Genomic DNA, 21,400 nt, shown 5'->3' on the forward strand with positions numbered 1-21,400 from the left:
GCGGCGCAGACCCGAGGATGACGAAGTTCGGGGGGCTTCAGCCAATCGCGAATGGGCTGGAGTAAACCTCCTCCTCACCAGGCACGTGACAAGCGCATCCGCATCGACTATATCAGCCCTCATGATCAACCTGACCGCCACATATTGGTACTTTATGAGCTCGCTGGCGGCGGGAGGATTGCGCTCGATCTGAAGATTGCAGCAACAATATCCGAACAGCCGCCAGACCTGGCGGCTTTTTTGTTTCAGCCGGCAGGTCTCCCAATCAGGAGCATAAGCCGTGTTGACGACCACAGACGATCTTCGGGTCAAAGAAATAAGGGAATTGAGCACGCCGGACGAGGTGATGCGGGAGATACCGCGCACGCTGACGGCGACGCGCACCGTTGCCGCGTCACGCAATGCGATCCACGCGGTGCTGACCGGCACCGACGATCGGCTGGTGGTCGTCGTCGGCCCCTGTTCAATCCACGACCCGGCCGCCGCCGTAGACTATGCCAGCCGTTTGGCATCGCTGCGTGAAAACCTGTCGGACCGGCTGGAGATCGTGATGCGGGTTTATTTCGAGAAGCCGCGCACGACGATCGGCTGGAAGGGCCTGATCAACGATCCCGACCTCGACGGCAGCTTCAACATCGACAAGGGTCTGCGGATGGCCCGCAACGTGCTCTCGGCGGTCAACAATCTCGGCCTTCCCTCAGCGACCGAGTTCCTCGACATGACAACTCCGCAATACATTGCCGACCTCGTCGCCTGGGGCGCGATCGGCGCGCGCACGACCGAGAGCCAGATCCACCGCGAACTCGCATCAGGCCTGTCCTGCCCGGTCGGCTTCAAGAACGGCACCGACGGCAATTTGCGGATCGCGGCCGAGGCGGTGAAATCCGCCGCCCAGCCGCACCATTTCATGGCGGTGACGAAAGGTGGGCGCAGCGCCATCGCGACGACCACCGGCAACGAGGACTGCCACGTCATCCTGCGCGGCGGCATTGTGCCCAACTACGACGCGGCAAGCATAGCTGCTGCCTCCGCTGAGCTCGGCCGGATCGGCGTGGCGCCTCGGCTGATGATCGATGTCAGTCATGCCAACAGCAACAAGAAACCGGAAAACCAGCCGCTGGTGGCGGCTGACGTGGCGGGCCAGATCGCGGCGGGCGACGAGCGCATCATCGGCATCATGATCGAGAGCAACCTCGTCGCCGGCCGGCAGGACGTCGTGCCCGGCAAGCCGCTCGTCTATGGCCAGAGCATCACCGACGGCTGTATCGACTGGGAAACCACCGAAACGGTGCTGCACGGCCTTGCCGACGCCGTCGAGCGGCGCCGGTCGGCGCGACGCGCCATGATCGCTGGCCGTCCGGGAGCCGCCTGAGCACTTCTCCTTCTCCCCTTGTGGGAGAAGGTGGATCGGCGCGCAGCGCCGAGCCGGATGAGGGGTGCTGGAAGAAACTCGGCGCAAAAATATTGAGGGATTTGAAGCGCTTATTCTTTGCTGTAGCGATCCGTCCAAAACCCCTCATCCGACCGAGCTTCGCTCGGCCACCTTCTCCCACAAGGGGAGAAGGGGCTTATTACCGCACCTCCACCCAGCGCTGTTCCGCGAACGAGCGCGCCATCGCGTGCACCGTGCGCTCGATCTCCAGGCCTTCGTCGAAATCGATGATCCGCGCCGGCTTGCCGGCAAGTCGCGTCAACAGTTCCCGGCATTCGATAATCTTGAGGTCATTAAAGCCAAGGCCGTGACCGGGCGCCGGCAGGAAGGCGTCATAAGGCTTATGATGCGGCGCCACCAGGATGGTGCGGTAGCCTTGCTCGGTCGGCCGGTCGGCCGTCAGATAGAGTTGGAACTCATTCATCCGCTCCTGGTCGTACAGGATCGAGCCCTTCGAGCCAAAAATCTGGATGGCGATCCGGCCTTTGCGGCCCCAGGCCGAACGGTTGACCAGCAGCGTGCCGGCGATGCCGTTTTCGAGATGCATCAGGATGCTGGCGATGTCGTAGGTCTCGACCGCGCGGCGCCCGCCCGAGGCGACGCGGCGGTCGGCATAGGGTTTGGCCATGTCGCACATGACGCGGGCAACGCGGCCGAACAGTATGGCGATGAGCGACAGCGGGTGCACGGCGAAATCGTCGAGCGCGCCGTAGCCGGACGCCGCCTCGTGCTTCCAGAAGAACAGCGCCTCCGGATCGGCCATGAAGTCCTCGTCCATCTCGATACGCAGATGGTTGACCTCGCCGATGATCTTCTCGTCGAGCAGCGCCCCGATATGGCGGATCGCTGGGTTCTGGATGTAGTTATAGCCCAGCGCGGCGACCTTGCCGGACTTTTGGGCCGCCGCAGCCATTGCTTGCGCCTCCGCAAAATTCGGCGCCATCGGTTTTTCACACCACAGATGCTTGCCGGCTTCGAGGATGGCGATGGCCATTTCCGGGTGGAACTGGTTCGGCGTGGTCAGCGAGATGACATCGACATCCGGGTCGTCGACGACAGCGCGCCAGTCACCGGACGCCTTGGCGAAGCCGAATTCGCTGGCACGGCGTTTGGCAAGATCCTCGTTGACCTCGCCCAGATGGACCAGCCTTGGCTTGGCCACATCGGGAAAGACGGTGCCGACCGCGTTCCAGGCAATGGCGTGGCACTTGCCCATGAAACCCGTGCCGATAAGACCTACCCCGACCATCCGCTTGCCTCCCTGTGCGCAAAATTTGTGTGGATGAATTAGTCCATTTTGTCTGCAGATGGAACGCTTGTCTCATTTTTTATGGTGTTCTTGCACAGGCCCGCTATGATGGGCCACAGAGGGAACCAGACGATGAGCCTGGGCGGAGCGACGATGGACGAACGGGTGCCGCGCGATTTCGAGACGCTGCGGGCGACGATACTGGAGCGGCGTCAGAGCCTGCCGAAACGTATCGCCCAGATCGCCGCCTATGCGCTCGACAACCCAGACGATATCGCCTTCGGCACCGCTGCCAGCATCGCCGCTTCCGCCGGTGTCCAGCCTTCGACCCTGATCCGCTTTGCCCAGCAGCTTGGTTTTGATGGTTTCACCAGCCTGCAGTTGGTGTTTCGCGAGCGCCTGCGCGAGCGCAACTCATCCTATGATGAAAGGCTGGCGGCATTGCGCGCCAAGGCCGAGGAAGGCGCCGGCCACCGCGCGATTTTCGACGGTTTTGTTGCCGCAGCCAGTACCTCGCTCAACGACATTTCGCGCACGCTGAATGAAGACCATTTCGAAGATGCGATCACCGTGCTGGCCAAGGCCGAAACCATTTACGTGCTGGCCAAGCGGCGCTCCTACCCGGTCGCCTCCTATATCGCCTATGCATTGGGCAAGCTCAAGATCCGCAACCAGCTGATCGAATCGGCCGCCGGCCTCAATGCAGAGATGATCGGCTTTGCCTCTCCAAGGGACGCCGTGATCGCCATCAGCTTTTCGCCCTATGCCCCGGCCACCATCGAGGAGGCGCGCGTCATTTCGGAGCAAGGCGTGCCGATCGTGGCGATTACCGACAGCTCCTTTTCGCCACTCGCTCAATTCGCCAGGGTCTGGTTCGAGGTCGCCGAGGCCGATTTCGCCGGCTTCCGCTCGCTGTCGGCGACGATGGCTTTGGCTATGGCGCTGACCGTCGCGGTCGGCGAGAAGCGGCGCGATAGCGGCCGCAAGCGCAAGCCTTAGATCACCTCTATTGCCGTTTCGCCTTCTGCCGAAAGCCGCGCTGCGTCGCGTGCAGGCGGCGACCCGAACTGGCGGGCATACTCCCGGCTGAACTGGGAAGCACTCACATAGCCGACGGCGAAGGCGACACGTGCGACGTTGCCCGGCTGGGCAATCAGCAGATGGCGGGCTTCCAGCAAGCGGATTTGCTTTTGATACTGGATTGGGCTCATGGCCGTTGCCGCCTTGAAGTGACGATAAAACGCAGCACTGCTCATACGGGCAATCTCGGCCAGATCGCCGACCCGGACCGGCTGATGGGGATGCGAACGGATCCAGGCGATCGCCCGGCCAATCCGGGACAGATGGCCATCGGCGCGCGCAAGTTCACGAAGCTTTCCGCCTTGGGGGCCTTGCAGGAGCCGAAACAGCATCTCTCGCTCGATCATGGTCGCGAGCACGGGAATCTCCGCTGGCCGGTCAAGCAGCCGCATCATTCGACGCAACGCGTCGAGCAGGTCGTCATCAGCGGGAGAGGTGGAGAAACTGTCGCCACTGAGGGCCGGCGCGTGCTCGACGAGGAGCGCGGCGACGGCCTGCAGGTCAAGGGTCAAGCCAATGGCCAGGTAAGGACGCGCCGCGCTCGCTTCGATTATCTGGCTGATGGTGGGCGTCTCGACAGTATAGATGAAATAGCTGGCCGGATTGTAACGAAGAGCCGGTCGCCGATCAGAACCGTCTTCGCGCCCTGCAGTACGAATAAGATCCCCGACCCCCACACCCCTGGTATTGGCGCCGTGGCGACTTCGCTGCGGCCGATCGAAACGCGGGGAATCGCCGTTCTTGTTCTTCGCCCGCGCGCATGGCGGCCGGCGATCTCGATCAACTCCTGCAGCGCTTCGCTCATTGCGCCAGCATCGCGCATTCGCACCAGCTGCGCAACAGCGTGAGAGGATTAGGCAAGAACCGGAGAATTTCCGGCGCGCGGCGCCCGCTGTCTCGCGCCATTTGTGGGTCTTCCACAGCAAACATGGAGACACCGATATGACGACATCGAAAAGCGCGCTGGTGACCGGCGCCAACAAGGGTATAGGCCGTGAAATCGCCCGGCAACTGGCGACCAAGGGCTTCAAGGTCTGGCTCGGCGCCAGGAGCGCCGAACGCGGCATGGCGGCGGCGCAGGCATTGCGCGCCGAAGGCCTCGACGTGGAGTGGCTTGAGCTGGACGTCACGCGGGATGACAGTGTGAAGGCGGCAGCCGAGGCATTCAGGCAGGCCAGCCCCTGCCTCGACGTGCTGGTGAACAACGCCGGCGTCGCCATCAATTACGACCTGCCGCCGAGCCAGCAGCGGATCGCCGACATCCAGGCCACCTACGACGTCAATGTCTTCGGCCCGATCCGCGTGACCCAGGCATTCCTGTCGCTGCTGCTGGCAGCACCTGCTGCCCGGATCGTGATGGTGAGCAGCTCCACCGGGTCCATCGGCCGGGCGCTCGATACCGCCACTGCGAACCACGCCGTTAACATGATGGGCTACGGCAGCTCCAAGACAGCCTTGAACGCCATCACGGTGGCATTCGCCAGGGAGCTCGCGCCGCAAGGCATCAAGGTCAACGCCGCGGCGCCCGGCTACACTGCCACCGATCTCAACGGGTATAAAGGTCACCGCACGGTGCAGCAGGCGGCCGAGATCGTCATTCACCTGGCGACCTTGGACGCCGATGGCCCGACCGCCGGGTACTTCAACGATGATGGCCCGCTTCCTTGGTAAATCAGCTGGTTTCAGTGGTAGACACTTGACGTTCGTCTGACTTCAAAGTTTCTGAACGCGCGAGCCTTGCACAGCACTTTTCAGCCTTGGGAATGCTCGTTCCATATTGACTATGGATTGGAATTATTATTTCATATTGCCGGCGCCACGCTGCCGCTCGCGCGTGTTACCCAATACAACAAGCCGATGGGAGGTTCGAATGGGCGAAGCCGTGGAAGCGAGACATGCGCCGCTCGACATCATCACCATCGGCCGCGCTTCCGTCGATCTCTACGGCCAGCAGATCGGCTCGCGCCTCGAGGACATTACTTCCTTTGCCAAGTCGGTCGGCGGCTGTCCGGCCAATATCGCGGTCGGTACTGCCAGGCTCGGCCTGCGCTCGGCGCTGCTCACCCGCGTCGGCAATGAGCAGATGGGCCGCTTCATCCGCGAGCAGCTGACCCGCGAGGGCGTTTCGGTCCAAGGTCTCAAGACCGATCCAGAGCGGCTGACCGCCCTGGTGCTGCTGTCGGTCGAGGATGAAGGCGTCTCGCCGATGATCTTCTATCGCAGCGATTGCGCCGACATGGCGCTTTCGAAAGACGATATCGATGAGGCGTTTATCGCTTCGGCACGCGCGGTCGTCGTCACCGGCACGCATTTTTCACGGCCCAACAGCGACGCCGCCCAACGCAAGGCGATCCGTATCATGAAAGCCAAGGGCGGCAAGGTGGTGTTCGACATCGACTACCGCCCGAACCTCTGGGGTCTCGCCGGCCACGCCGAAGGCTTCGAGCGCTATGTGAAATCCGACCGCGTCTCGGCGCAGTTGAAGACGGTGCTGCCCGATTGCGATCTCATCGTCGGCACCGAAGAGGAAATCATGATCGCCTCGGGCGCAGACGATTGCCTGAGCGCGCTGAAAACCATCCGCTCGCTGTCGGCGGCAACCATCGTGCTGAAACGCGGCGCCATGGGCTGCATCGTCTATGACGGGCCGATCAGCGACGACCTCGAGGACGGTATCGTCGGCAAGGGATTTCCAATCGAGGTCTACAATGTGCTCGGCGCCGGCGACGCCTTCATGTCGGGCTTCCTGCGCGGCTGGCTCGGCGAGGAAGGCTTGGCGACGGCGGCGACCTGGGCCAATGCCTGCGGCGCCTTTGCCGTGTCGCGGCTCCTCTGCGCACCGGAATACCCGACTTTCGAGGAATTGCAGTTCTTCCTGAAAAACGGCAGCAAGCATCTGGCGCTGCGCAAGGACGAGGCGATCAATCACATCCATTGGGCGACCACGCGCCGGCGCGACATCCCCTCGCTGATGGCGTTCGCCTGCGACCACCGCGTCCAGCTGGAGGATGTCGCGGCAAAAGCCGGCGCCGATCCGTCGCGAATCCCGGCTTTCAAGGTGCTGACGGTCAAGGCTGCGGCCAAGGTCGCGGCTGGCCGCGCCGGCTACGGCATGCTGCTCGACGAAAAATACGGACGCGAGGCGATGTTCGAATTCGCCCACCATTCCTTCGCCTGGCTCGGCCGGCCGGTCGAGTTGCCGGGTTCGCGGCCGCTTCGCTTCGAGTTCTCGCAAGACATAGGTTCGCAACTGACCGAATGGCCGGTCGACCACTGCATCAAGTGCCTGTGCTTCTATCATCCCGACGATCCCGCGGCGCTGAAGAGCGAACAGCAGCAGAAACTGCGCGCTTTGTTCGAGGCCGCGCGGAAAATGGGCAGAGAACTTCTGGTCGAGATCATCGCCGGCAAGCACGGCAGGCTCGACGACATGACCATCCCGCGCGCGCTCGAGGAACTCTACGCACTCGGCATCAAGCCCGATTGGTGGAAGCTCGAACCGCAGGCATCGGCCGGCGCATGGGCAAAGATCGAAGCGGTGATCCTGAAGCACGATCCGTGGTGCCGTGGAATTGTGCTGCTTGGCCTGGAAGCGCCGCAGGACGAGCTGGAAGCGGCCTTCGCCGCCACCGCCAAGGCGCCTATCGTCAAAGGCTTCGCTGTCGGCCGCACCATCTTCATTAACGCGGCCGAACAATGGCTTGCCGGCAAGATGTCGGACGAGGAGGCGGTGGCCGACATGGCATCGCGTTTCGAAAAACTGACCGAGGCATGGCTTGCCGCGCGCGGTCGCAAAGCAGCATAAGAAGGCGCGACATAAGCACTGCGGAGGAACCGACATGACCAAGACAATCCGCCTGACGATGGCGCAGGCGCTGACCCGCTTTCTTGCCCGACAGATGACCGAGATGCACGGCAAGAAAGTGCCGATCTTCGGCGGAGTCTGGGCGATCTTCGGCCACGGCAATGTCGCCGGCGTCGGCGAGGCGCTCTACCAGGTTCGCGACGAACTGCCGACCTTCCGTGCCCATAACGAGCAGGCAATGGCGCATGCGGCGATCGCCTACGCCAAGGCCAATTTCCGCCGCCGCTTCATGGCCGCGACCAGTTCGATCGGCCCCGGCGCGCTCAACATGGTGACCGCTGCGGCACTTGCGCATGTAAACAGGTTGCCTGTCCTGTTTCTGCCTGGCGACGTCTTCGCCAATCGCATTCCCGATCCCGTCCTGCAGCAGGCCGAGGATTTTTCCGATGGCACGGCGACGGTCAATGACTGCCTCCGCCCGGTGTCGCGCTATTTCGACCGCATCACGCGGCCGGAGCAGATCATGCCGGCGCTCAACCGCGCCATGCAGGTGCTGACCGATCCCGCCGAATGCGGCCCGGTGACGCTGGCGCTGTGCCAGGACGTGCAGGCCGAGGCCTATGACTACCCCGAGAGTTTCTTTGCCGAGCGACTCTGGACGCCGCGACGGCAGCGCCCGGACCGCAACGAACTGGCGGCCGCAGTCGCGGTACTCAAAGCAGCGAAAAAGCCGCTGGTGATCGCGGGCGGCGGCGCACTCTATTCGCAGGCGTCCGAGGAGCTGGCAAAACTGGTGCAAGGCGCCGGCATTCCAGTTTGTGAGACGCAAGGCGGCAAATCCTCGCTCCCGGACGATCATCCGTTGAACATGGGCGCGGTCGGCGTTACCGGCACTTCGGCGGCCAACAGGCTGGCCGAAGAGGCCGACGTCGTGCTTGCCGTCGGCACCAGACTGCAGGATTTCACCACCGGCTCCTGGGCATTGTTCAAGCATGCCGGCAGGACCATCATCGGGCTCAACGTGCAGCCTTTTGACGCCGGAAAGCACCAGGCGCTGCCGCTGGTCGCCGATGCGGCGGAAGGGCTCGCCGAACTCGCTGCGGCGCTGAAAGGCTGGAAAGCCCCTTCAGGCTGGACCGACAATGCGATCACGGGCAAGAAGAGCTGGCAAGCGGATGCCGACAAGGTGACGGCGTCGACCAATGCCGCCTATCCGTCCGACGCGCAAGTGATCGGCGCAGTACAGCGCGCCATGGGCTCCGGCGTGGTACTGCTTCATGCGGCCGGCGGCTTGCCCGGCGAATTGCACAAGCTATGGCAGGCGGGCGCGCCCGGCTCCTACCACGCAGAATACGGCTTCTCGACAATGGGCTATGAAATCGCCGGCGGGCTTGGCGTCAAGATGGCCAAGCCGGACGAAGAGGTCGTGGTGATGATCGGCGACGGCTCTTACCTGATGCTCAATTCCGAGATCGCGACCTCGGTGATGCTCGGCCTCAAGCTGACCATCGTGCTGCTCGACAACCGCGGCTATGGCTGTATCAACCGGTTGCAGATGGCGACCGGCGGCGCCAACTTCAACAATCTGCTGAAGGACGCCCGTCACGAAGCCTTGCCCGAGATCGACTTCGCCGCGCATGCTGCGAGCATGGGTGCGATTGCCGAAAAAGTGCCATCGATCGCCGGGCTGGAAACGGCGTTGGTGCAAGCGAAGAAGAACACGCGAACGACGGTGCTGGTCATCGACACCGACCCGCTGGTTTCGACCGAGGCTGGTGGAAGCTGGTGGGATGTCGCAGTGCCGGAAGTCTCGGCACGGCCGCAAGTGAATGCGGCGCGCAAGAAATATGAGGAAGCGCTGAGCGGGCGGGTTCTTTAGCCATCCGCGAACGCGCCTCGATGTCTGAAACTGGAGTGACGACTTGAAAGCCAAACTGGGCATGTCCCCCATTGCATGGTGGAACGACGATCTTGCCGAACTCAGCGATGATGTGTCGCTGGAGGAGTGCCTGCGCCAGTCGCGCTCGGCTGGCTTTACCGGAATGGAAATGGGCCGCCGCTTTCCCAACGATCCGCAAATCATGCTGCCGATCCTGAAAGAGGCCGACGTGACGCTTTGCGGCGGCTGGTTCTCGGGGACGCTGGTCGACGAAGACATGGCGAAGAACAAGGATCGTATCCAGCCGATGATCGACCTGTTCAAGGCGGTGAACGCGCCATGCATCGTCTATGGTGAAGTCGGCCGCTCCATCCAGGGCGACCGCTCGAAGCCGCTCGCCAGCAAGCCCAGGCTTTCGGACGAGGAAATGAAAGCCTACGCCCGGCGGCTCACGCAGTTCGGCGAATGGTGTGCAGAGCAAGGCATGCCGCTCTCCTACCATCATCATATGGCGGCAGTAGTTGAGACCGAGCCAGAGCTGGATGCCTTCATGCGCTATTCGGGAGAAGGCATTCCATTGCTGCTCGACGCGGGTCACCTGGCCTTTGCCGGCGGCGATGTGCTGCGCGCTATTGATAACCACCACCCGCGCATCAACCATGTGCATGTGAAAGATGTGCGCATCGAGGTGATCCAAAAGCTGGATCGCAACACGCAATCCTTCCTCGACGCGGTGGCACTTGGCGCCTTCACCGTGCCGGGAGATGGCTCGCTGGATTTTGGCGCGATCGTCCAGAGGCTCGCCGACCATGGCTATGAAGGCTGGTTCGTGGTCGAGGCCGAGCAGGATCCGAAGAAGAACCCGCCGCTCAAGATGGCGCAGGTCGGCTACAAGGAATTGATGCGGGCTATGACGGCGGCCGGCTATACGGTGGAGACACAGGGCTTTCCCAATGCTTGAGAGTTCGCGAGGAAAGGTGTTGATCCGATGAAAGACTCCGAGCACCCGTTTTTCCGGCCGCTGTGGCGGCGCGTCGCCGTTGTCGCGGTCTGCCTGGTCTGGTCGGTAATCGAATTCGCCACCGGCACGCCGTTCTGGGGCGTGATCGCGCTCGGCTTCGCCGGCTATGCCGTCTGGCAGTTTTTCTACCTCTACAAGCCGGCTGACGAGGACGAGCCATCGGCAGACGCCAAACCGAAGGAATGACCATGTCTAAGCTGCTCGTCAAAGCCAATAAGGGCCACGGCCGCGTCGCTCATGTGACGCCGCAAAACGCCGGCTGGACCTATGTCGGCTTCGATCTGCATCGGCTCAGGCCCGGCGAGAGCGCTTCCGGGCAAACCGCGGATCGTGAGGTCTGCCTGGTGTTCGTCACCGGCAAGGGCAAGGCCAAGGCCGGCGGCAAGGATCTCGGCTTGCTGGGCGAACGCATGTCGCCGTTCGAAGGCAAGCCTTGGTCGGTCTATGTGCCGCAGGGGTCGGAGTGGTCGGTGAGCGCCGATACCGATCTCGAACTTGCCGTCTGTTCGGCGCCAGGACTGGGCGGCGGTCTGCAGGTCCGTGTCATCGCGCCCGACGATCTCGGCCAGGAGGTTCGCGGCAAAGGCACCAACACGCGCTATGTCACCAACATCCTGCCGGAGGGCAAGCCGGCCGATTCCTTGCTGGTGGTCGAGGTCATCACACCCGGCGGCCACACATCGAGCTATCCGCCGCACAAGCACGACCAGGACAATCTGCCGGCTGAATCCTATCTCGAGGAGACCTATTACCACCGTCTCAACCCGCCACAGGGCTTTGCTTTCCAGCGCGTCTACACCGATGCCGACGAGAACGGTGCTCGTTCGCTCGACGAGGCGATGGCGATCGAGGACGGCGACGTCGTGCTGGTCCCCAAGGGTTATCACCCCTGCGCCGCCTGCCACGGCTATGATCTCTATTATCTCAACGTCATGGCCGGACCGAAGCGGACGTGGAAATTCCACAACGCGCCCGAGCACGAATGGCTGATGAAGGCCTAACCACTTCCCCTTCGCCCCAACCGCTGGTCCAAGCGAAAAATCGTCGGCTAACGACCCGGCTGTGTGGTTTTGTTACCGAAAACGCCGCAAAGCTTCGTCAATTCGTCATGGAAATCACCTATGGCAGCGGGGCTGACGAGGACTTTCGATGCGCTACGCGATCTATTTCACCCCCCGACAGGACGAACCGCTGGCACGGATCGCTGCCGACTGGCTCGCCCGCGACCCATTCGGTGCCGCCACAAAGCCGGTCGAGGCTGCGGGCGAGTTGTCGGCGGCAGAAGTTGCCTTCCATACCGCCTCGGCGCGCCGCTATGGCTTTCATGCGACACTGAAGGCGCCCTTCAGACTGGCCTCCAACGAGACGGAAGCGTCGCTTCGTGCAGCACTCGACGATTTTGCCGAGGCGACGCCGCTGGTTACGATCCCGCGCCTCGTCGTCAGCCAGATCGACGGCTTCTTCGCGCTGGTGCCGGAAGCACCGCTGCCGGCGCTCAACCGCTTCGCCGACGACGTTGTGCGCGACTTCGACCGCTTCCGCGCGCCGTTGACGGAAGCCGAGATCGAACGGCGCAGCCCCGATTCGCTGAAGCCCGACGAGTTCCGCAATCTCTGCCAGTGGGGCTATCCCTATGTCTTCGAGACGTTTCGCTTCCATATGACGCTGTCCGGCCGGGTGTCGTCACAGGAAAGCCCTCGTCTTCGCCTAGCAATCGACAGCCTGTTTACGGACGTGCTGCAACGGCCGGTGGCGGTGGACGCGCTGACGCTGTTTGTGGAAACTGAACCGGGTGCGCCGTTCATGGTGCTGTCGCATCACGCGCTCGGGCGCCGCCCGGCCAGAAGAACTGCCTAAATGGCTATTTGCTTTAACCGGATAGTGCGACGCCAATTCATTTTCAATTGGCTGCAAAATGCTGCAAGGACTGCCTGAAATGATTGCCGAGACCGTTCTTGACAATGCCCGTATCGTGCTGGCCGACCAGATCGTCGAAGGGTCGATCGTGCTGCGCGACGGGGTGATCGCCGCCATCGATCCCGGCGCTGGCCGCAGCGGCGAGGACATGGGCGGCGACTTCATCATCCCTGGCCTGGTCGAGCTCCATACCGACCATCTCGAAGGCCATTACGCGCCGCGGCCGAAAGTGCGCTGGAACCCGATCGCAGCCGTGCTCGCGCATGACGCCCAGGTGGCGACCGCCGGCATCACCACCGTGCTCGACGCCTTGCGTGTCGGCATGGACGAGGATGCCGACCTGACGGCCGCCGACATACGCAAGCTGGCCGACGCGATCGAGGACAGCGTGCAGCAGGACCGGCTCAGGGCCGACCATTTCCTCCATCTGCGTTGCGAGGTTTCGGCGCCGGACTGCCTCACGGCCTTCGCCAATTTCGACGGCGACGAGCGGGTCAGGCTGGCGTCGCTGATGGACCATGCGCCCGGACAGCGCCAGTTCGTCAATTTGGAAACCTACGCCTATTACTACCAGCGCAAGCTGAAGCTGACCGATCGCGATTTCCAGAAATTCTGCGAAAAGCGGATGGCTGAATCGGCGAGGAATTCGAGCCCGAACCGCAGCTTCATCGCCGCGGCTTGTCATGAGTGCAGCATCGTGCTCGCCAGCCATGACGACGCGACCGTCGGCCATGTCGACGAAGCGATCGAGCAAGGTGTGCGCGTCGCCGAGTTCCCGACCACCGAGGAGGCAGCACGGGCTTCGAAAAAGGCAGGGCTCGGCGTATTGATGGGCGCGCCGAACGTCATGCGCGGCGCGTCGCATTCGGGCAATGTCTCGGCCCGCACGCTGGCCGGCGATGGCCTGCTCGATATCCTGTCGTCGGACTACATTCCCTTCAGTCTGATCCAGTCAGCCTTCTTCCTTGGCGACGTGGTCGAGGGCATTTCCTTGCCACAGGCGGTGGCGATGGTCTCGAAGAACCCGGCCGAGGCGGTCGGCCTCACCGATCGCGGTGTCATCGAGCCCGGCCGGCGCGCCGATCTGGTTCGCGTGCGCGTCGACGACCATGTCCCGGTCGTCCGCACGGTCTGGCGGCAGGGACGCCGGGTCGCATGATGGTGTCGGCATCGGTCGAGCGTGAATTGTCCGCTATCGGATTTCCGATCCGCGACGGTGTCTTCGTCGCCGTCGTCGGGCCGAGCGGTGCCGGCAAGGACACGGTGATCGGCTATGCGCGCGCCGTGTTTGCCGACGAGAGCCGGCTGGAGTGCGTGCGCCGGGTGATCACCCGGCCGAGCGATGCGGCCACCGAGGATCACGATACGCTCGCCGATGCTGCCTTCGTCGAGGCCGAAGCGGATGGTGCCTTCGCCATTTCCTGGGAGGCGCATGGCCTGCGCTACGGCATCCCGGCCGAAGTCGACTGGTCAGTCTCCAACGGCCGTGTCGCGATCGCCAACGTCTCGCGCGCGATCATCCCGGCGCTGCGGGAGCGCTACGCCAATCTGGCTATCGTCGAGATCACGGCTACACCGGAGATCCTGGCCGAGCGGCTGGCATTGCGCGGTCGCGAGTCGCGCGGGGAAGTGCTGGCACGGCTGGCGCGCAGTGCCAATGTGGCGCTGTCCGGACCGGGTGTCACCTCGATCGACAATAGCGGTCTTCGTGAAGCCGCCGGCGAGCGCTTCGCCGAAGTGCTGCGCAAGGCCATGGCCTTCTCCGACATGTCGGGCCTTATCTAAGGCGCGCCCATCCCGATGCATTCGGAATGCGCGCTACTTGTCTAACCGATATCTTTTTTAGAAACCGGTATCCACTTCTCGGGATTATGGCCTCATGCGGCGTGCCGGTCCCGACCAGCGTGACGAGTGTCCGTGGCAGTGGTTGTCGACGGCTTCGCTGGCGCATCCGCTGGTGTATCCAGAACTGCAACGTGGTGCCGATACACCATCTCCCAGCCCTTCCAGCCGGTGAACAGCAGTATGCAGACCACTATGAACGACAAGAGCGCACCCCATGGGCGGACCGCGGCTTCGGCGCCTTGCGCATAGCGCAGGTAGAAATTGATCAGTGCCACAACGACCGCGGTCAAGTTGCCCAGCATGTGGTACCAGGCGTCGGACAAGGCGCGAATGCGCGGCTCGTTGAGGAAGTCGATAAAACCGGCTGTCGCAGCGAGAAGGGCCATTACGATGGCTGCCCCGATCAGCCACATCGATGCCCGTGCCCAGAAGGCATCGGCAGTCCCCCAGAAAACCAGGTCGGTGACAAACGCACCGACAAGAAACGCGACAGGAAAAGGTATCAGCATCGGGTGGAGGGGGTGAGTTCCTACTTTGGCGGTACTAACTGGATTCGTGGGCATGGAACGCCTCCGCGTAGCAAAGCTTAAACAAACGCTCAGATACGCGTTTCGTTCCAAATAGAGACCGACCTGAACTGCTGTCGCGAAGTTCCGGCTGACTCTTTCACGCCACCTGCCATGGCAGTCGGCGAATTTCATCCAGCTATTTTTGCGTCACTCAGCGGCAGCACCCGCCACGCCCTTGCGTGTGGCTTCCAGCATCCGCCGCCGCGCGCTGAACACGCCCCATTGCTGGTCGACCAGCACGCCGATGAGGATCACCCCGCCCATGACGGCGAAGTTGAGCGAGGACGGGATGCCGAGCAGGTTGACGAGGTTCTGCAGCTCCTGCAGCAGCACCGTGCCGAGCAGGACGCCGATCAGCGAGCCTTCGCCGCCACGCAGCGAGAAGCCGCCGAGCACCGCGGCCGCGATGGCATAGAGCTCGTAGAACTGGCCGTGGCTCGCCGGCGAGATCGAGCGTGTGTACATGGCGAAATAGATAGCTGACAGCGCCGTCAGCACGCCGCAGATGACATAGGCGGCCATGACGATGCGGCCGGTGCGGATGCCGGAATATTTTGCCGCTTCCTCGTTCTTGCCGATGGCATAGAGATAGCGCCCGAACACCGACCGGTGCAGCACCACCCACATGACGACGGCGATGACGATCAGCGCGATGAAGCTGTTCGGCACGCCCCAGGACCGCCCCGCCGTCAGGAACTCGAGTTCCGGGAAGTTCTGTCCGAAGGCAAAGCCGGCGGTGCCGTCAGCGGTGTAGAAGCGCGCCACGCCGCGATAGATCAACAGGCCGCACAAAGTCACCACGAAAGGCTGCAATTTGAGCCGGGTGATCAGCCAGCCATGCGCCAGCCCGATGATGCCGCCGAGCACCAGGATCAGCGGCAGGGCGACCGGCCAGGCCATGCCGCGCGTGGCGATGAAGTCGATGAACAGCACGCCGAGCAGCGCAACCACCGAGCCGACCGACAATTCGATGCCACCGGTGATGATGACGAAGGCTTGGCCAATCGACAGGATGCCGAACAACCCGATCAGGTTCGAGGTGTTGGCGAGATTGATCGGCAGCAGGAAGCGTGGGTTGATGATTGCCACCACCGCGCCGACCACCAGGATCAGGATCAGCAGGCCGAGATCTTTCTTGCTCATCGTCTTCTCCCAGTGCCTGCGAACTACTTCGGCTGCTTGCCGACCGCCAGCAGCAGCACGTTCTCCTGGCTGAACCGGTCCTTGTCGAGAATGCCCGAGATCTGGCCTTCATGCATGACGGCAATGCGGTCGGAAACGCCGATCACCTCCTCCATGTCGCTGGAGATCATCAGCACGGCGACGCCGGCATCGGCCAGCGCCCGCATCAGCCCGTAGATCTCGGCCTTGGCGCCGATGTCGATACCGCGGGTCGGTTCGTCGAGAATCATCACCTTCGGCTTCATCGCCAGCCATTTGGCCAGCACGACCTTTTGCTGGTTGCCGCCCGACAGCGTACCGGTGCGCGTCTGGACGGAGGGCGCCCTGATGCCGAGATCGGTCTTCTGCTTCTCGGCGGTGGCGGATTCCGCGCCGGCCGAGACCAGCGAGCGCCGCGAATGCGCCGGCAGATTGGGCAGCGAAATGTTCTGGGCAATCGACAGGTCGAGCAGGATGCCGGTCAGCTTGCGATCCTCGGGGACGAGGAAAATACCGTTGGCCACTGCGTCCGCGGCCGAACCAAGAACCAGATCTTTTCCGTCAAGCTGGAACGAGCCGCCAAAGCTTCTGTCGATGCCGAACAGGACGCGCGCCAGCTCCGTCCGGCCGGAGCCGACGAGACCGGCGAGGCCGAGGATCTCGCCATGCCTGACATCGAGGTCGACGGGCCGGTCGGGATAGGCAGCGGTGCGAATGGCCTTGACCGACAGCGCGACAGAGCCCGGTGGGCGCGCCGATTCCGCGGCCTTCTCGCGCTCCTTCAGCATGCGGCCGATCATCAGCTTGACCATCTGGTCGTGATTGATGGCGCTCTTCGGCAAGGTTCCGGCGAGCATGCCGTCCCTGAGCACGACGACGCGGTCGGCGACGCGCTCGACCTCGTGCAGGCGGTGCGAGATGAAAATGACGCTGATGCCGTCTGCCTTCAGCGCCTTGATGACACCGAGCAGCTTGTCGGTTTCGGCGATCGGCAGGCTCGAGGTCGGTTCGTCGAGGATAACCAGCCTTGCCTCGATCGACAGCGCCTTGGCGATCTCGACCATTTGCTGCTGCGCCAGCGACAGCGCCGACACCGGCGTATCGGCCGAGAAATTGGCGCCCACGCGTTTGAGCAGCGGCGCCGCCTGCGCTCGCAGCCTGGCGCGGTCGACGAGCTTGAGCGGCCCGGCGCGCAGCGGTTCGCGGCCAAAGAAGATATTGGCGGCCACGTCGAGGTTTTCGAACAGGTTGAGTTCCTGGTGGACGAAAGCGATGCCCGAGCCGATGCTTGCCTCGACGGTCAGCCCGTCATGGGCGACGCCATCGACGGTGATGGTGCCGGTGTCCGGCCGGGTCACGCCGCCGAGGATCTTCATCAGCGTCGATTTGCCGGCGCCGTTTTCGCCGACCAGGCCGATGACCTCGCCGGGCCTGACCTCGATCGAGAACCCGTCCAGCGCGACAACGCCGGGATAGGTCTTGCGCACACCGTCGAGGCTCAGGAACGGAGCGTCCGTGGATGCAACGATGGATGGGTCGGAATAATTCATCACGCTGACAGCAGCCGGTGAGCCGTTTGGTCTCAGACTGACGGGCCTCGCGAAGCCCGTCAATAGAACGCCGGCGCAAGGGGACCCATGAGCCGGCGCCACCGAATTCGCTCAGTTTCCAGACATCGCCTTGAGGCTGGCGGCGTAGGCGTCGACATCGTCCTTGCCGATGATCTTGGTCGGGATGATGATCAGTCCATCGGCGGGAATGCCCGACTTGTCGCCCTCGAGATAGGCAGCCATCAGCTTCATGCCCTGATAGGCCCATTCGAAGGGTTGCTGCACGACGGTAGCGGCGACGGTGCCTTCCTTGACGCCGCCCAGCGTGATCGGATCGTCGTCGAAGCCGACGACGGTGATCTGGCCGAGCTTGCCGGCATCGCGCAGCGCTTCATAGATGCGCGGCGTGTTGTAGGAATAGAAGCCGACCATGCAGGTGACGTCGGGGCTGGCGACCAGCGCGTCCTCGACGTTCTTCTTGGCGCGAGCCTGATCGATGTCGTCGCCACGCACGTCGACCAATTCGATCTTGGTGCCCGCGAGGCCGTCCTTCATGCCCTGGATACGTTCCTTGGCATTGTCGGCGCCGAGCAGGCCGACGAAGCCGAGGCACTTGCCGCCGTCAGGCATTGCCTTCTTGGCGATCTCTGCCGCCTGCTTGCCGGCATCGACATTGGAAGAGCCGATATAGGCGACACGCTTGGTCTGCGGTGCGTCGCTGTCGGTGGTGAACAACGCCGTTTCCGAGGCGATCTTGTTCAGCCCGTCGGTCGACGTCTTGGGATCAACGGCCGAGACCATGATCGCCTTCACGCCGGCCGTCACCAGATCGTCCATCAGGCGCTGCTGGATGGCGACCGAGGACTGCTCCGGATATTTGAGCTCCAGATTGTATTTGGGCAGTTCGCCTTGAGCCTTCTTGACGCCGGCTTCGGCCGCCTTCCAGAAATCGGAAGCGCCGTTGACGACGAAGGCCAGAGTCGGCTTGTCGTCGGCCCGCGCAATTGCGCTGGCGGAAAGGCCGAGCAGCAGGGCCGCAGCGGCGACGGACGCATTTCGTATCGCAGATTTCATATTCAACCTCCCATTTGACTCAGTAATTTTCGCTGATGATGAACGTGCCGGCGCGGCTTGGACGCCCTCCTCCTCAAGGGTTTCCGGCAGCGAAGAACGACGCCATTCCAGCCGCTATCGTCGACTTTAGAGACTCATTCGCCGTTCGTAAATAGTCCGATTTGTCTGACATTTCCCGGAGCGGCAGGCAAGCTTCGACTGACGGGAACCGTCCGATACCAGGCTGACTTGCGTTCCGAACATGCGCGGTCCGACGTCGTCCGGGCATGATGGATTGACGTTATAGGGATGCCAGATATTAGTAAAGAGTATTAGTTTGGTCGGGATTCTCGCCCACAAACAAGTGAGGCCTCCCCAGTCGCAACCGTTTTGGATCGGGGATTAAATCGCCTAAGAGAGTCGATTATATCTATTAGTATCGCTTCGCCCTATAAATGCGAGATTCGCGGGACCAATGACATGAACGAACCACTGCGTGATCCCGTCCTTGAGGGTACCAGGCGGCGCAAGCTGTCCGGGAAAAACCCCAAGGGCCGCGTTACCATGACCGACATCGCAAGGGCGGCAGGCTGTTCGCAGGCGACGGTTTCGTTCGTGCTCAACAACACGCCGGGCATCAGGCTGTCGCAGCAAACCCGCGAGCGGGTGATCGAGACGGCGCGAACGCTGGGCTATTCGCCGCCCGTGTTTTCTGCCTTGCGAGCCCCGGTTGCCGCATTCGACGGGCTGGATGGCGTGATCGGCTTCGTCGTCGACCAGTTGGCGACCAGCCCGGAGGCGGTCGTCGCCATTGAAGGGGCGCGGCAAGCCTCGTGGAACGCCGGCAATGTGCTTTTGGTGGCGCAGACCATGGGCGACGAGGTGATGGAGCCCCGTGCCATCGCGGCTCTGACCAAGCGGGGCATTTCGGCGCTGATCTACATGACCATTTTCACCCGCGAGATCGTCGCGCCGGACTATCTCTACGGCCTCGACATTCCGGTCATCCTGCTCAACTGCTACACCGCCGACTATGCCTTCCCCGCCGTGGTGCCGAGCGAGATCGCCGGCGGCCAGAGCTCCACCCGCCACTTGATCGGCCATGGCCACCGGCGTATCGCCACCATTACCGGCGAGCCCTGGATGCAGGCGGCGCAGGACAGGCTGAAGGGCTACCGCCGGGCGCTGGCGACGGCCGACATTCCGTTCGACCCGGCGCTGGTCGTCGAAGGCGACTGGTCGGCGAGCGCCGGCTATGCCGCGACCGTCGAGCTCTTGGCGCTGAAGGACCGGCCGACCGCCATCTTCTGCCAGAACGACCGCACCGCGATCGGCTGCTACGAGGCGCTGAAGGAGGCCGGCCTGCACATCCCCCGGGATATTTCGGTGATCGGTTATGACGACGAGGAGATCGCGCGGCATCTGTTCCCGCCGCTGACGACGTCGATCCTGCCGCATATGGCGATGGGACAATGGGCGATCGAGCAGCTCGAAGTCCCCGCTGCTCCCGGTCGTGGCCGCTATCCCATCACCAAGCTCGAATGCCCGCTGGTGGAGCGGGAGTCGGTTGGCGCTCTGGCGGGCTGAGGCGAGAGCGCCGGCGATCGACAATGGCACAGGCTTGACATCGGGCCCGGCATATACCCGATTGATTTCATGAGATTGCAAAGCTGCTACAATTTTCAGGACTTCCGCCGGCTGGCAAAACAGCGCCTGCCAGGTCCGATCTTCAATTATATCGATGGCGGCGCGGACGACGAGACGACGCTGCGGCGCAACACGGCGGCGTTCGAGGACTGCGATCTCGTCCCCAACGTCCTTGCCGGCGTCGGACAGGTCGACATGTCGGTCACCGTCATGGGCCAGAAGCTGGCGATGCCGGTCTATTGTTCGCCGACGGCTCTCCAGCGACTGTTTCACCATAGCGGCGAGCGCGCCGTCGCCGCGGCGGCGGAGAAGTTCGGCACGATGTTCGGCGTCTCGTCGCTCGGCACGGTCAGCCTGGAGGAAGTCCGCAAGCACAGGACGCCGCAGGTCTATCAGTTCTATTTCCATAGGGATCGCGGCCTGAACCGCGCCATGATGGAGCGCGCCAAGGCGTCCGGCGTCGAGGTGATGATGCTGACGGTCGACAGCGTCACCGGCGGAAACCGCGAGCGTGACCTGCGGACCGGCTTTTCCATCCCCTTTCGGCTTACGCCCGGCGGCATGATGCAGTTCGCGATCAAGCCGAGATGGGCTATCGACTATTTGACACACGAAAAGTTCAGCCTGCCGCAGTTGGACGGCCATATCGATCTCGGTGGCGGAGCGCTTTCCATCAGCCGCTATTTCACCGAGATCCTCGATCCATCGCTGGATTGGAAGGACGTCGAAGACATGGTCCGCTTCTGGAACGGCCAGTTCTGCCTGAAGGGGATCATGAGCGTCGCCGATGCCAGAAAAGCCGTCGACATCGGCTGCACCGGTATCGTTCTGTCAAATCATGGCGGCAGGCAGCTGGACGGCTCGCGCAGCCCCTTCGACCAGCTGTCGGAGATCGTTGACGCGGTGGGCGACAAGATAGACGTCATCATCGACAGCGGCGTCCAGCGCGGCACGCATGTGCTGAAAGCCCTGTCGTTGGGCGCCAAGGCCGTCGGCGTCGGGCGCTACTATCTCTTCCCGCTGGCAGCCGCCGGACAGGCCGGCGTCGAACGGGCACTCGGCCTGATGCGAACCGAGATCGAACGCGACATGCGGCTGATGGGATGCAGGTCGGTGGCAGAGCTTTCCAGGGGGAATGTGCGGTTTAGGTGATAGAGCCGGGAAGTGGCGCACGGCATAAGCTTTTCGAAGT

General features: G+C 63.0%; 19 protein-coding genes and 1 pseudogene. 13 read left to right on the forward strand and 7 right to left on the reverse strand.

Features of this window, described 5'->3' with window-relative positions:
* Positions 1-280 precede the first annotated feature (280 nt).
* Positions 281-1,372: a 3-deoxy-7-phosphoheptulonate synthase gene (locus NKI72_RS07685; protein WP_352850022.1), complete on the forward strand. Its 1,092-nt coding sequence runs from the start codon at positions 281-283 to the stop codon at positions 1,370-1,372.
* Positions 1,373-1,571: 199 nt separating this feature from the next.
* Here the strand turns inward: NKI72_RS07685 and NKI72_RS07690 are convergent, their stop codons facing one another.
* Positions 1,572-2,681, reverse strand: coding sequence for a Gfo/Idh/MocA family protein (locus NKI72_RS07690; RefSeq protein ID WP_352769550.1), 1,110 nt, complete (start codon positions 2,679-2,681; stop codon positions 1,572-1,574).
* A gap of 153 nt (positions 2,682-2,834) precedes the next feature.
* On the opposite strand from NKI72_RS07690, the gene NKI72_RS07695 reads away from it, so the two are divergent.
* A complete protein-coding gene (locus tag NKI72_RS07695; protein WP_352540037.1) occupies positions 2,835-3,680 on the forward strand; it encodes a MurR/RpiR family transcriptional regulator in 846 nt (281 codons plus the stop codon).
* On the opposite strand, the gene NKI72_RS07700 is transcribed toward NKI72_RS07695, so the two are convergent.
* Together NKI72_RS07700 and NKI72_RS07705 are read right to left on the reverse strand one after the other, a co-directional pair.
* Positions 3,677-4,108, reverse strand: a complete 432-nt coding sequence (locus tag NKI72_RS07700; protein WP_352850033.1) for a helix-turn-helix domain-containing protein — start codon at positions 4,106-4,108, stop codon at positions 3,677-3,679. The two genes, NKI72_RS07695 and NKI72_RS07700, sit on opposite strands and share 4 nt — an antisense overlap.
* Before the next feature lie 9 nt (positions 4,109-4,117).
* Positions 4,118-4,584: pseudogene (locus NKI72_RS07705) on the reverse strand (AraC family transcriptional regulator); the annotation flags it as partial.
* Between the two features lie 119 nt (positions 4,585-4,703).
* Between NKI72_RS07705 and NKI72_RS07710 the strand changes: the two are divergent.
* The 9 genes from NKI72_RS07710 (at position 4,704) to phnN (ending at position 14,168) form a co-directional block, all read left to right on the forward strand.
* Entirely contained in the window at positions 4,704-5,432 is a 729-nt protein-coding gene (locus NKI72_RS07710) for an SDR family NAD(P)-dependent oxidoreductase (protein ID WP_352832617.1), read from the forward strand.
* Between the two features lie 199 nt (positions 5,433-5,631).
* A complete protein-coding gene (locus NKI72_RS07715; protein WP_352832620.1) occupies positions 5,632-7,566 on the forward strand; it encodes a bifunctional 5-dehydro-2-deoxygluconokinase/5-dehydro-2-deoxyphosphogluconate aldolase in 1,935 nt (644 codons plus the stop codon).
* A gap of 34 nt (positions 7,567-7,600) precedes the next feature.
* Positions 7,601-9,445 carry a 3D-(3,5/4)-trihydroxycyclohexane-1,2-dione acylhydrolase (decyclizing) gene (iolD, locus tag NKI72_RS07720; RefSeq protein ID WP_352832623.1) on the forward strand — a complete coding sequence of 615 codons (1,845 nt, stop codon included), beginning with the start codon at positions 7,601-7,603 and terminating at the stop codon, positions 9,443-9,445.
* A 43-nt stretch (positions 9,446-9,488) separates the two neighbouring features.
* Positions 9,489-10,406, forward strand: coding sequence for a myo-inosose-2 dehydratase (iolE, locus tag NKI72_RS07725; RefSeq protein WP_352832626.1), 918 nt, complete (start codon positions 9,489-9,491; stop codon positions 10,404-10,406).
* 27 nt (positions 10,407-10,433) lie between these two features.
* Positions 10,434-10,652: a hypothetical protein gene (locus NKI72_RS07730; protein ID WP_023677508.1), complete on the forward strand. Its 219-nt coding sequence runs from the start codon at positions 10,434-10,436 to the stop codon at positions 10,650-10,652.
* A 2-nt stretch (positions 10,653-10,654) separates the two neighbouring features.
* On the forward strand, positions 10,655-11,467 hold the full coding sequence (gene iolB, locus NKI72_RS07735) for a 5-deoxy-glucuronate isomerase (protein WP_352832629.1): 813 nt from the start codon (positions 10,655-10,657) through the stop codon (positions 11,465-11,467).
* A 148-nt stretch (positions 11,468-11,615) separates the two neighbouring features.
* Positions 11,616-12,323 (forward strand): DUF1045 domain-containing protein, encoded by a 708-nt coding sequence (locus NKI72_RS07740; protein ID WP_352832632.1) that lies wholly within the window; start codon positions 11,616-11,618, stop codon positions 12,321-12,323.
* A gap of 79 nt (positions 12,324-12,402) precedes the next feature.
* Positions 12,403-13,542, forward strand: a complete 1,140-nt coding sequence (locus NKI72_RS07745) for an alpha-D-ribose 1-methylphosphonate 5-triphosphate diphosphatase (RefSeq protein WP_352850024.1) — start codon at positions 12,403-12,405, stop codon at positions 13,540-13,542.
* Entirely contained in the window at positions 13,539-14,168 is a 630-nt protein-coding gene (gene phnN, locus NKI72_RS07750; protein WP_352850025.1) for a phosphonate metabolism protein/1,5-bisphosphokinase (PRPP-forming) PhnN, read from the forward strand. Before NKI72_RS07745 ends, phnN begins: the two co-directional genes overlap by 4 nt.
* 92 nt (positions 14,169-14,260) lie before the next feature.
* Here phnN and NKI72_RS07755 read toward each other — a convergent pair whose 3' ends face one another.
* The 4 genes from NKI72_RS07755 to NKI72_RS07770 all read right to left on the reverse strand — a co-directional run bounded on the left by NKI72_RS07755 (position 14,261) and on the right by NKI72_RS07770 (position 18,582).
* Positions 14,261-14,791, reverse strand: coding sequence for a DUF2231 domain-containing protein (locus tag NKI72_RS07755; protein ID WP_352472336.1), 531 nt, complete (start codon positions 14,789-14,791; stop codon positions 14,261-14,263).
* A gap of 153 nt (positions 14,792-14,944) precedes the next feature.
* Positions 14,945-15,940 (reverse strand): ABC transporter permease, encoded by a 996-nt coding sequence (locus tag NKI72_RS07760; RefSeq protein ID WP_352832638.1) that lies wholly within the window; start codon positions 15,938-15,940, stop codon positions 14,945-14,947.
* Between the two features lie 23 nt (positions 15,941-15,963).
* Positions 15,964-17,508 carry a sugar ABC transporter ATP-binding protein gene (locus tag NKI72_RS07765; RefSeq protein ID WP_352832673.1) on the reverse strand — a complete coding sequence of 515 codons (1,545 nt, stop codon included), beginning with the start codon at positions 17,506-17,508 and terminating at the stop codon, positions 15,964-15,966.
* 111 nt (positions 17,509-17,619) lie between these two features.
* On the reverse strand, positions 17,620-18,582 hold the full coding sequence (locus NKI72_RS07770; protein WP_352453003.1) for a sugar-binding protein: 963 nt from the start codon (positions 18,580-18,582) through the stop codon (positions 17,620-17,622).
* A gap of 543 nt (positions 18,583-19,125) precedes the next feature.
* On the opposite strand from NKI72_RS07770, the gene NKI72_RS07775 reads away from it, so the two are divergent.
* Together NKI72_RS07775 and NKI72_RS07780 are read left to right on the forward strand one after the other, a co-directional pair.
* Positions 19,126-20,148 carry a LacI family DNA-binding transcriptional regulator gene (locus NKI72_RS07775; protein WP_502898572.1) on the forward strand — a complete coding sequence of 341 codons (1,023 nt, stop codon included), beginning with the start codon at positions 19,126-19,128 and terminating at the stop codon, positions 20,146-20,148.
* Between the two features lie 69 nt (positions 20,149-20,217).
* Positions 20,218-21,360, forward strand: a complete 1,143-nt coding sequence (locus NKI72_RS07780) for an alpha-hydroxy acid oxidase (RefSeq protein ID WP_352832644.1) — start codon at positions 20,218-20,220, stop codon at positions 21,358-21,360.
* The last annotated feature ends 40 nt before the right edge of the window (positions 21,361-21,400 follow it).

The sequence above is a fragment of the Mesorhizobium sp. M0437 genome (assembly GCF_040321335.1).
Taxonomy (GTDB): domain Bacteria; phylum Pseudomonadota; class Alphaproteobacteria; order Rhizobiales; family Rhizobiaceae; genus Mesorhizobium.

Coding starts and splice junctions, on each gene's coding strand:
- NKI72_RS07690 (WP_352769550.1), bottom strand. CDS start 2,681: ATGGTCGGGGTAGGTCTTATCGGCACGGGTTTCATGGGCAAGTGCCAC.
- NKI72_RS07695 (WP_352540037.1), top strand. CDS start 2,835: ATGGACGAACGGGTGCCGCGCGATTTCGAGACGCTGCGGGCGACGATA.
- NKI72_RS07700 (WP_352850033.1), bottom strand. CDS start 4,108: ATGATCGAGCGAGAGATGCTGTTTCGGCTCCTGCAAGGCCCCCAAGGC.
- NKI72_RS07710 (WP_352832617.1), top strand. CDS start 4,704: ATGACGACATCGAAAAGCGCGCTGGTGACCGGCGCCAACAAGGGTATA.
- NKI72_RS07715 (WP_352832620.1), top strand. CDS start 5,632: ATGGGCGAAGCCGTGGAAGCGAGACATGCGCCGCTCGACATCATCACC.
- iolD (WP_352832623.1), top strand. CDS start 7,601: ATGACCAAGACAATCCGCCTGACGATGGCGCAGGCGCTGACCCGCTTT.
- NKI72_RS07730 (WP_023677508.1), top strand. CDS start 10,434: ATGAAAGACTCCGAGCACCCGTTTTTCCGGCCGCTGTGGCGGCGCGTC.
- iolB (WP_352832629.1), top strand. CDS start 10,655: ATGTCTAAGCTGCTCGTCAAAGCCAATAAGGGCCACGGCCGCGTCGCT.
- NKI72_RS07740 (WP_352832632.1), top strand. CDS start 11,616: ATGCGCTACGCGATCTATTTCACCCCCCGACAGGACGAACCGCTGGCA.
- NKI72_RS07745 (WP_352850024.1), top strand. CDS start 12,403: ATGATTGCCGAGACCGTTCTTGACAATGCCCGTATCGTGCTGGCCGAC.
- phnN (WP_352850025.1), top strand. CDS start 13,539: ATGATGGTGTCGGCATCGGTCGAGCGTGAATTGTCCGCTATCGGATTT.
- NKI72_RS07755 (WP_352472336.1), bottom strand. CDS start 14,791: ATGCCCACGAATCCAGTTAGTACCGCCAAAGTAGGAACTCACCCCCTC.
- NKI72_RS07760 (WP_352832638.1), bottom strand. CDS start 15,940: ATGAGCAAGAAAGATCTCGGCCTGCTGATCCTGATCCTGGTGGTCGGC.
- NKI72_RS07765 (WP_352832673.1), bottom strand. CDS start 17,508: ATGAATTATTCCGACCCATCCATCGTTGCATCCACGGACGCTCCGTTC.
- NKI72_RS07770 (WP_352453003.1), bottom strand. CDS start 18,582: ATGAAATCTGCGATACGAAATGCGTCCGTCGCCGCTGCGGCCCTGCTG.
- NKI72_RS07775 (WP_502898572.1), top strand. CDS start 19,126: ATGACCGACATCGCAAGGGCGGCAGGCTGTTCGCAGGCGACGGTTTCG.
- NKI72_RS07780 (WP_352832644.1), top strand. CDS start 20,218: ATGAGATTGCAAAGCTGCTACAATTTTCAGGACTTCCGCCGGCTGGCA.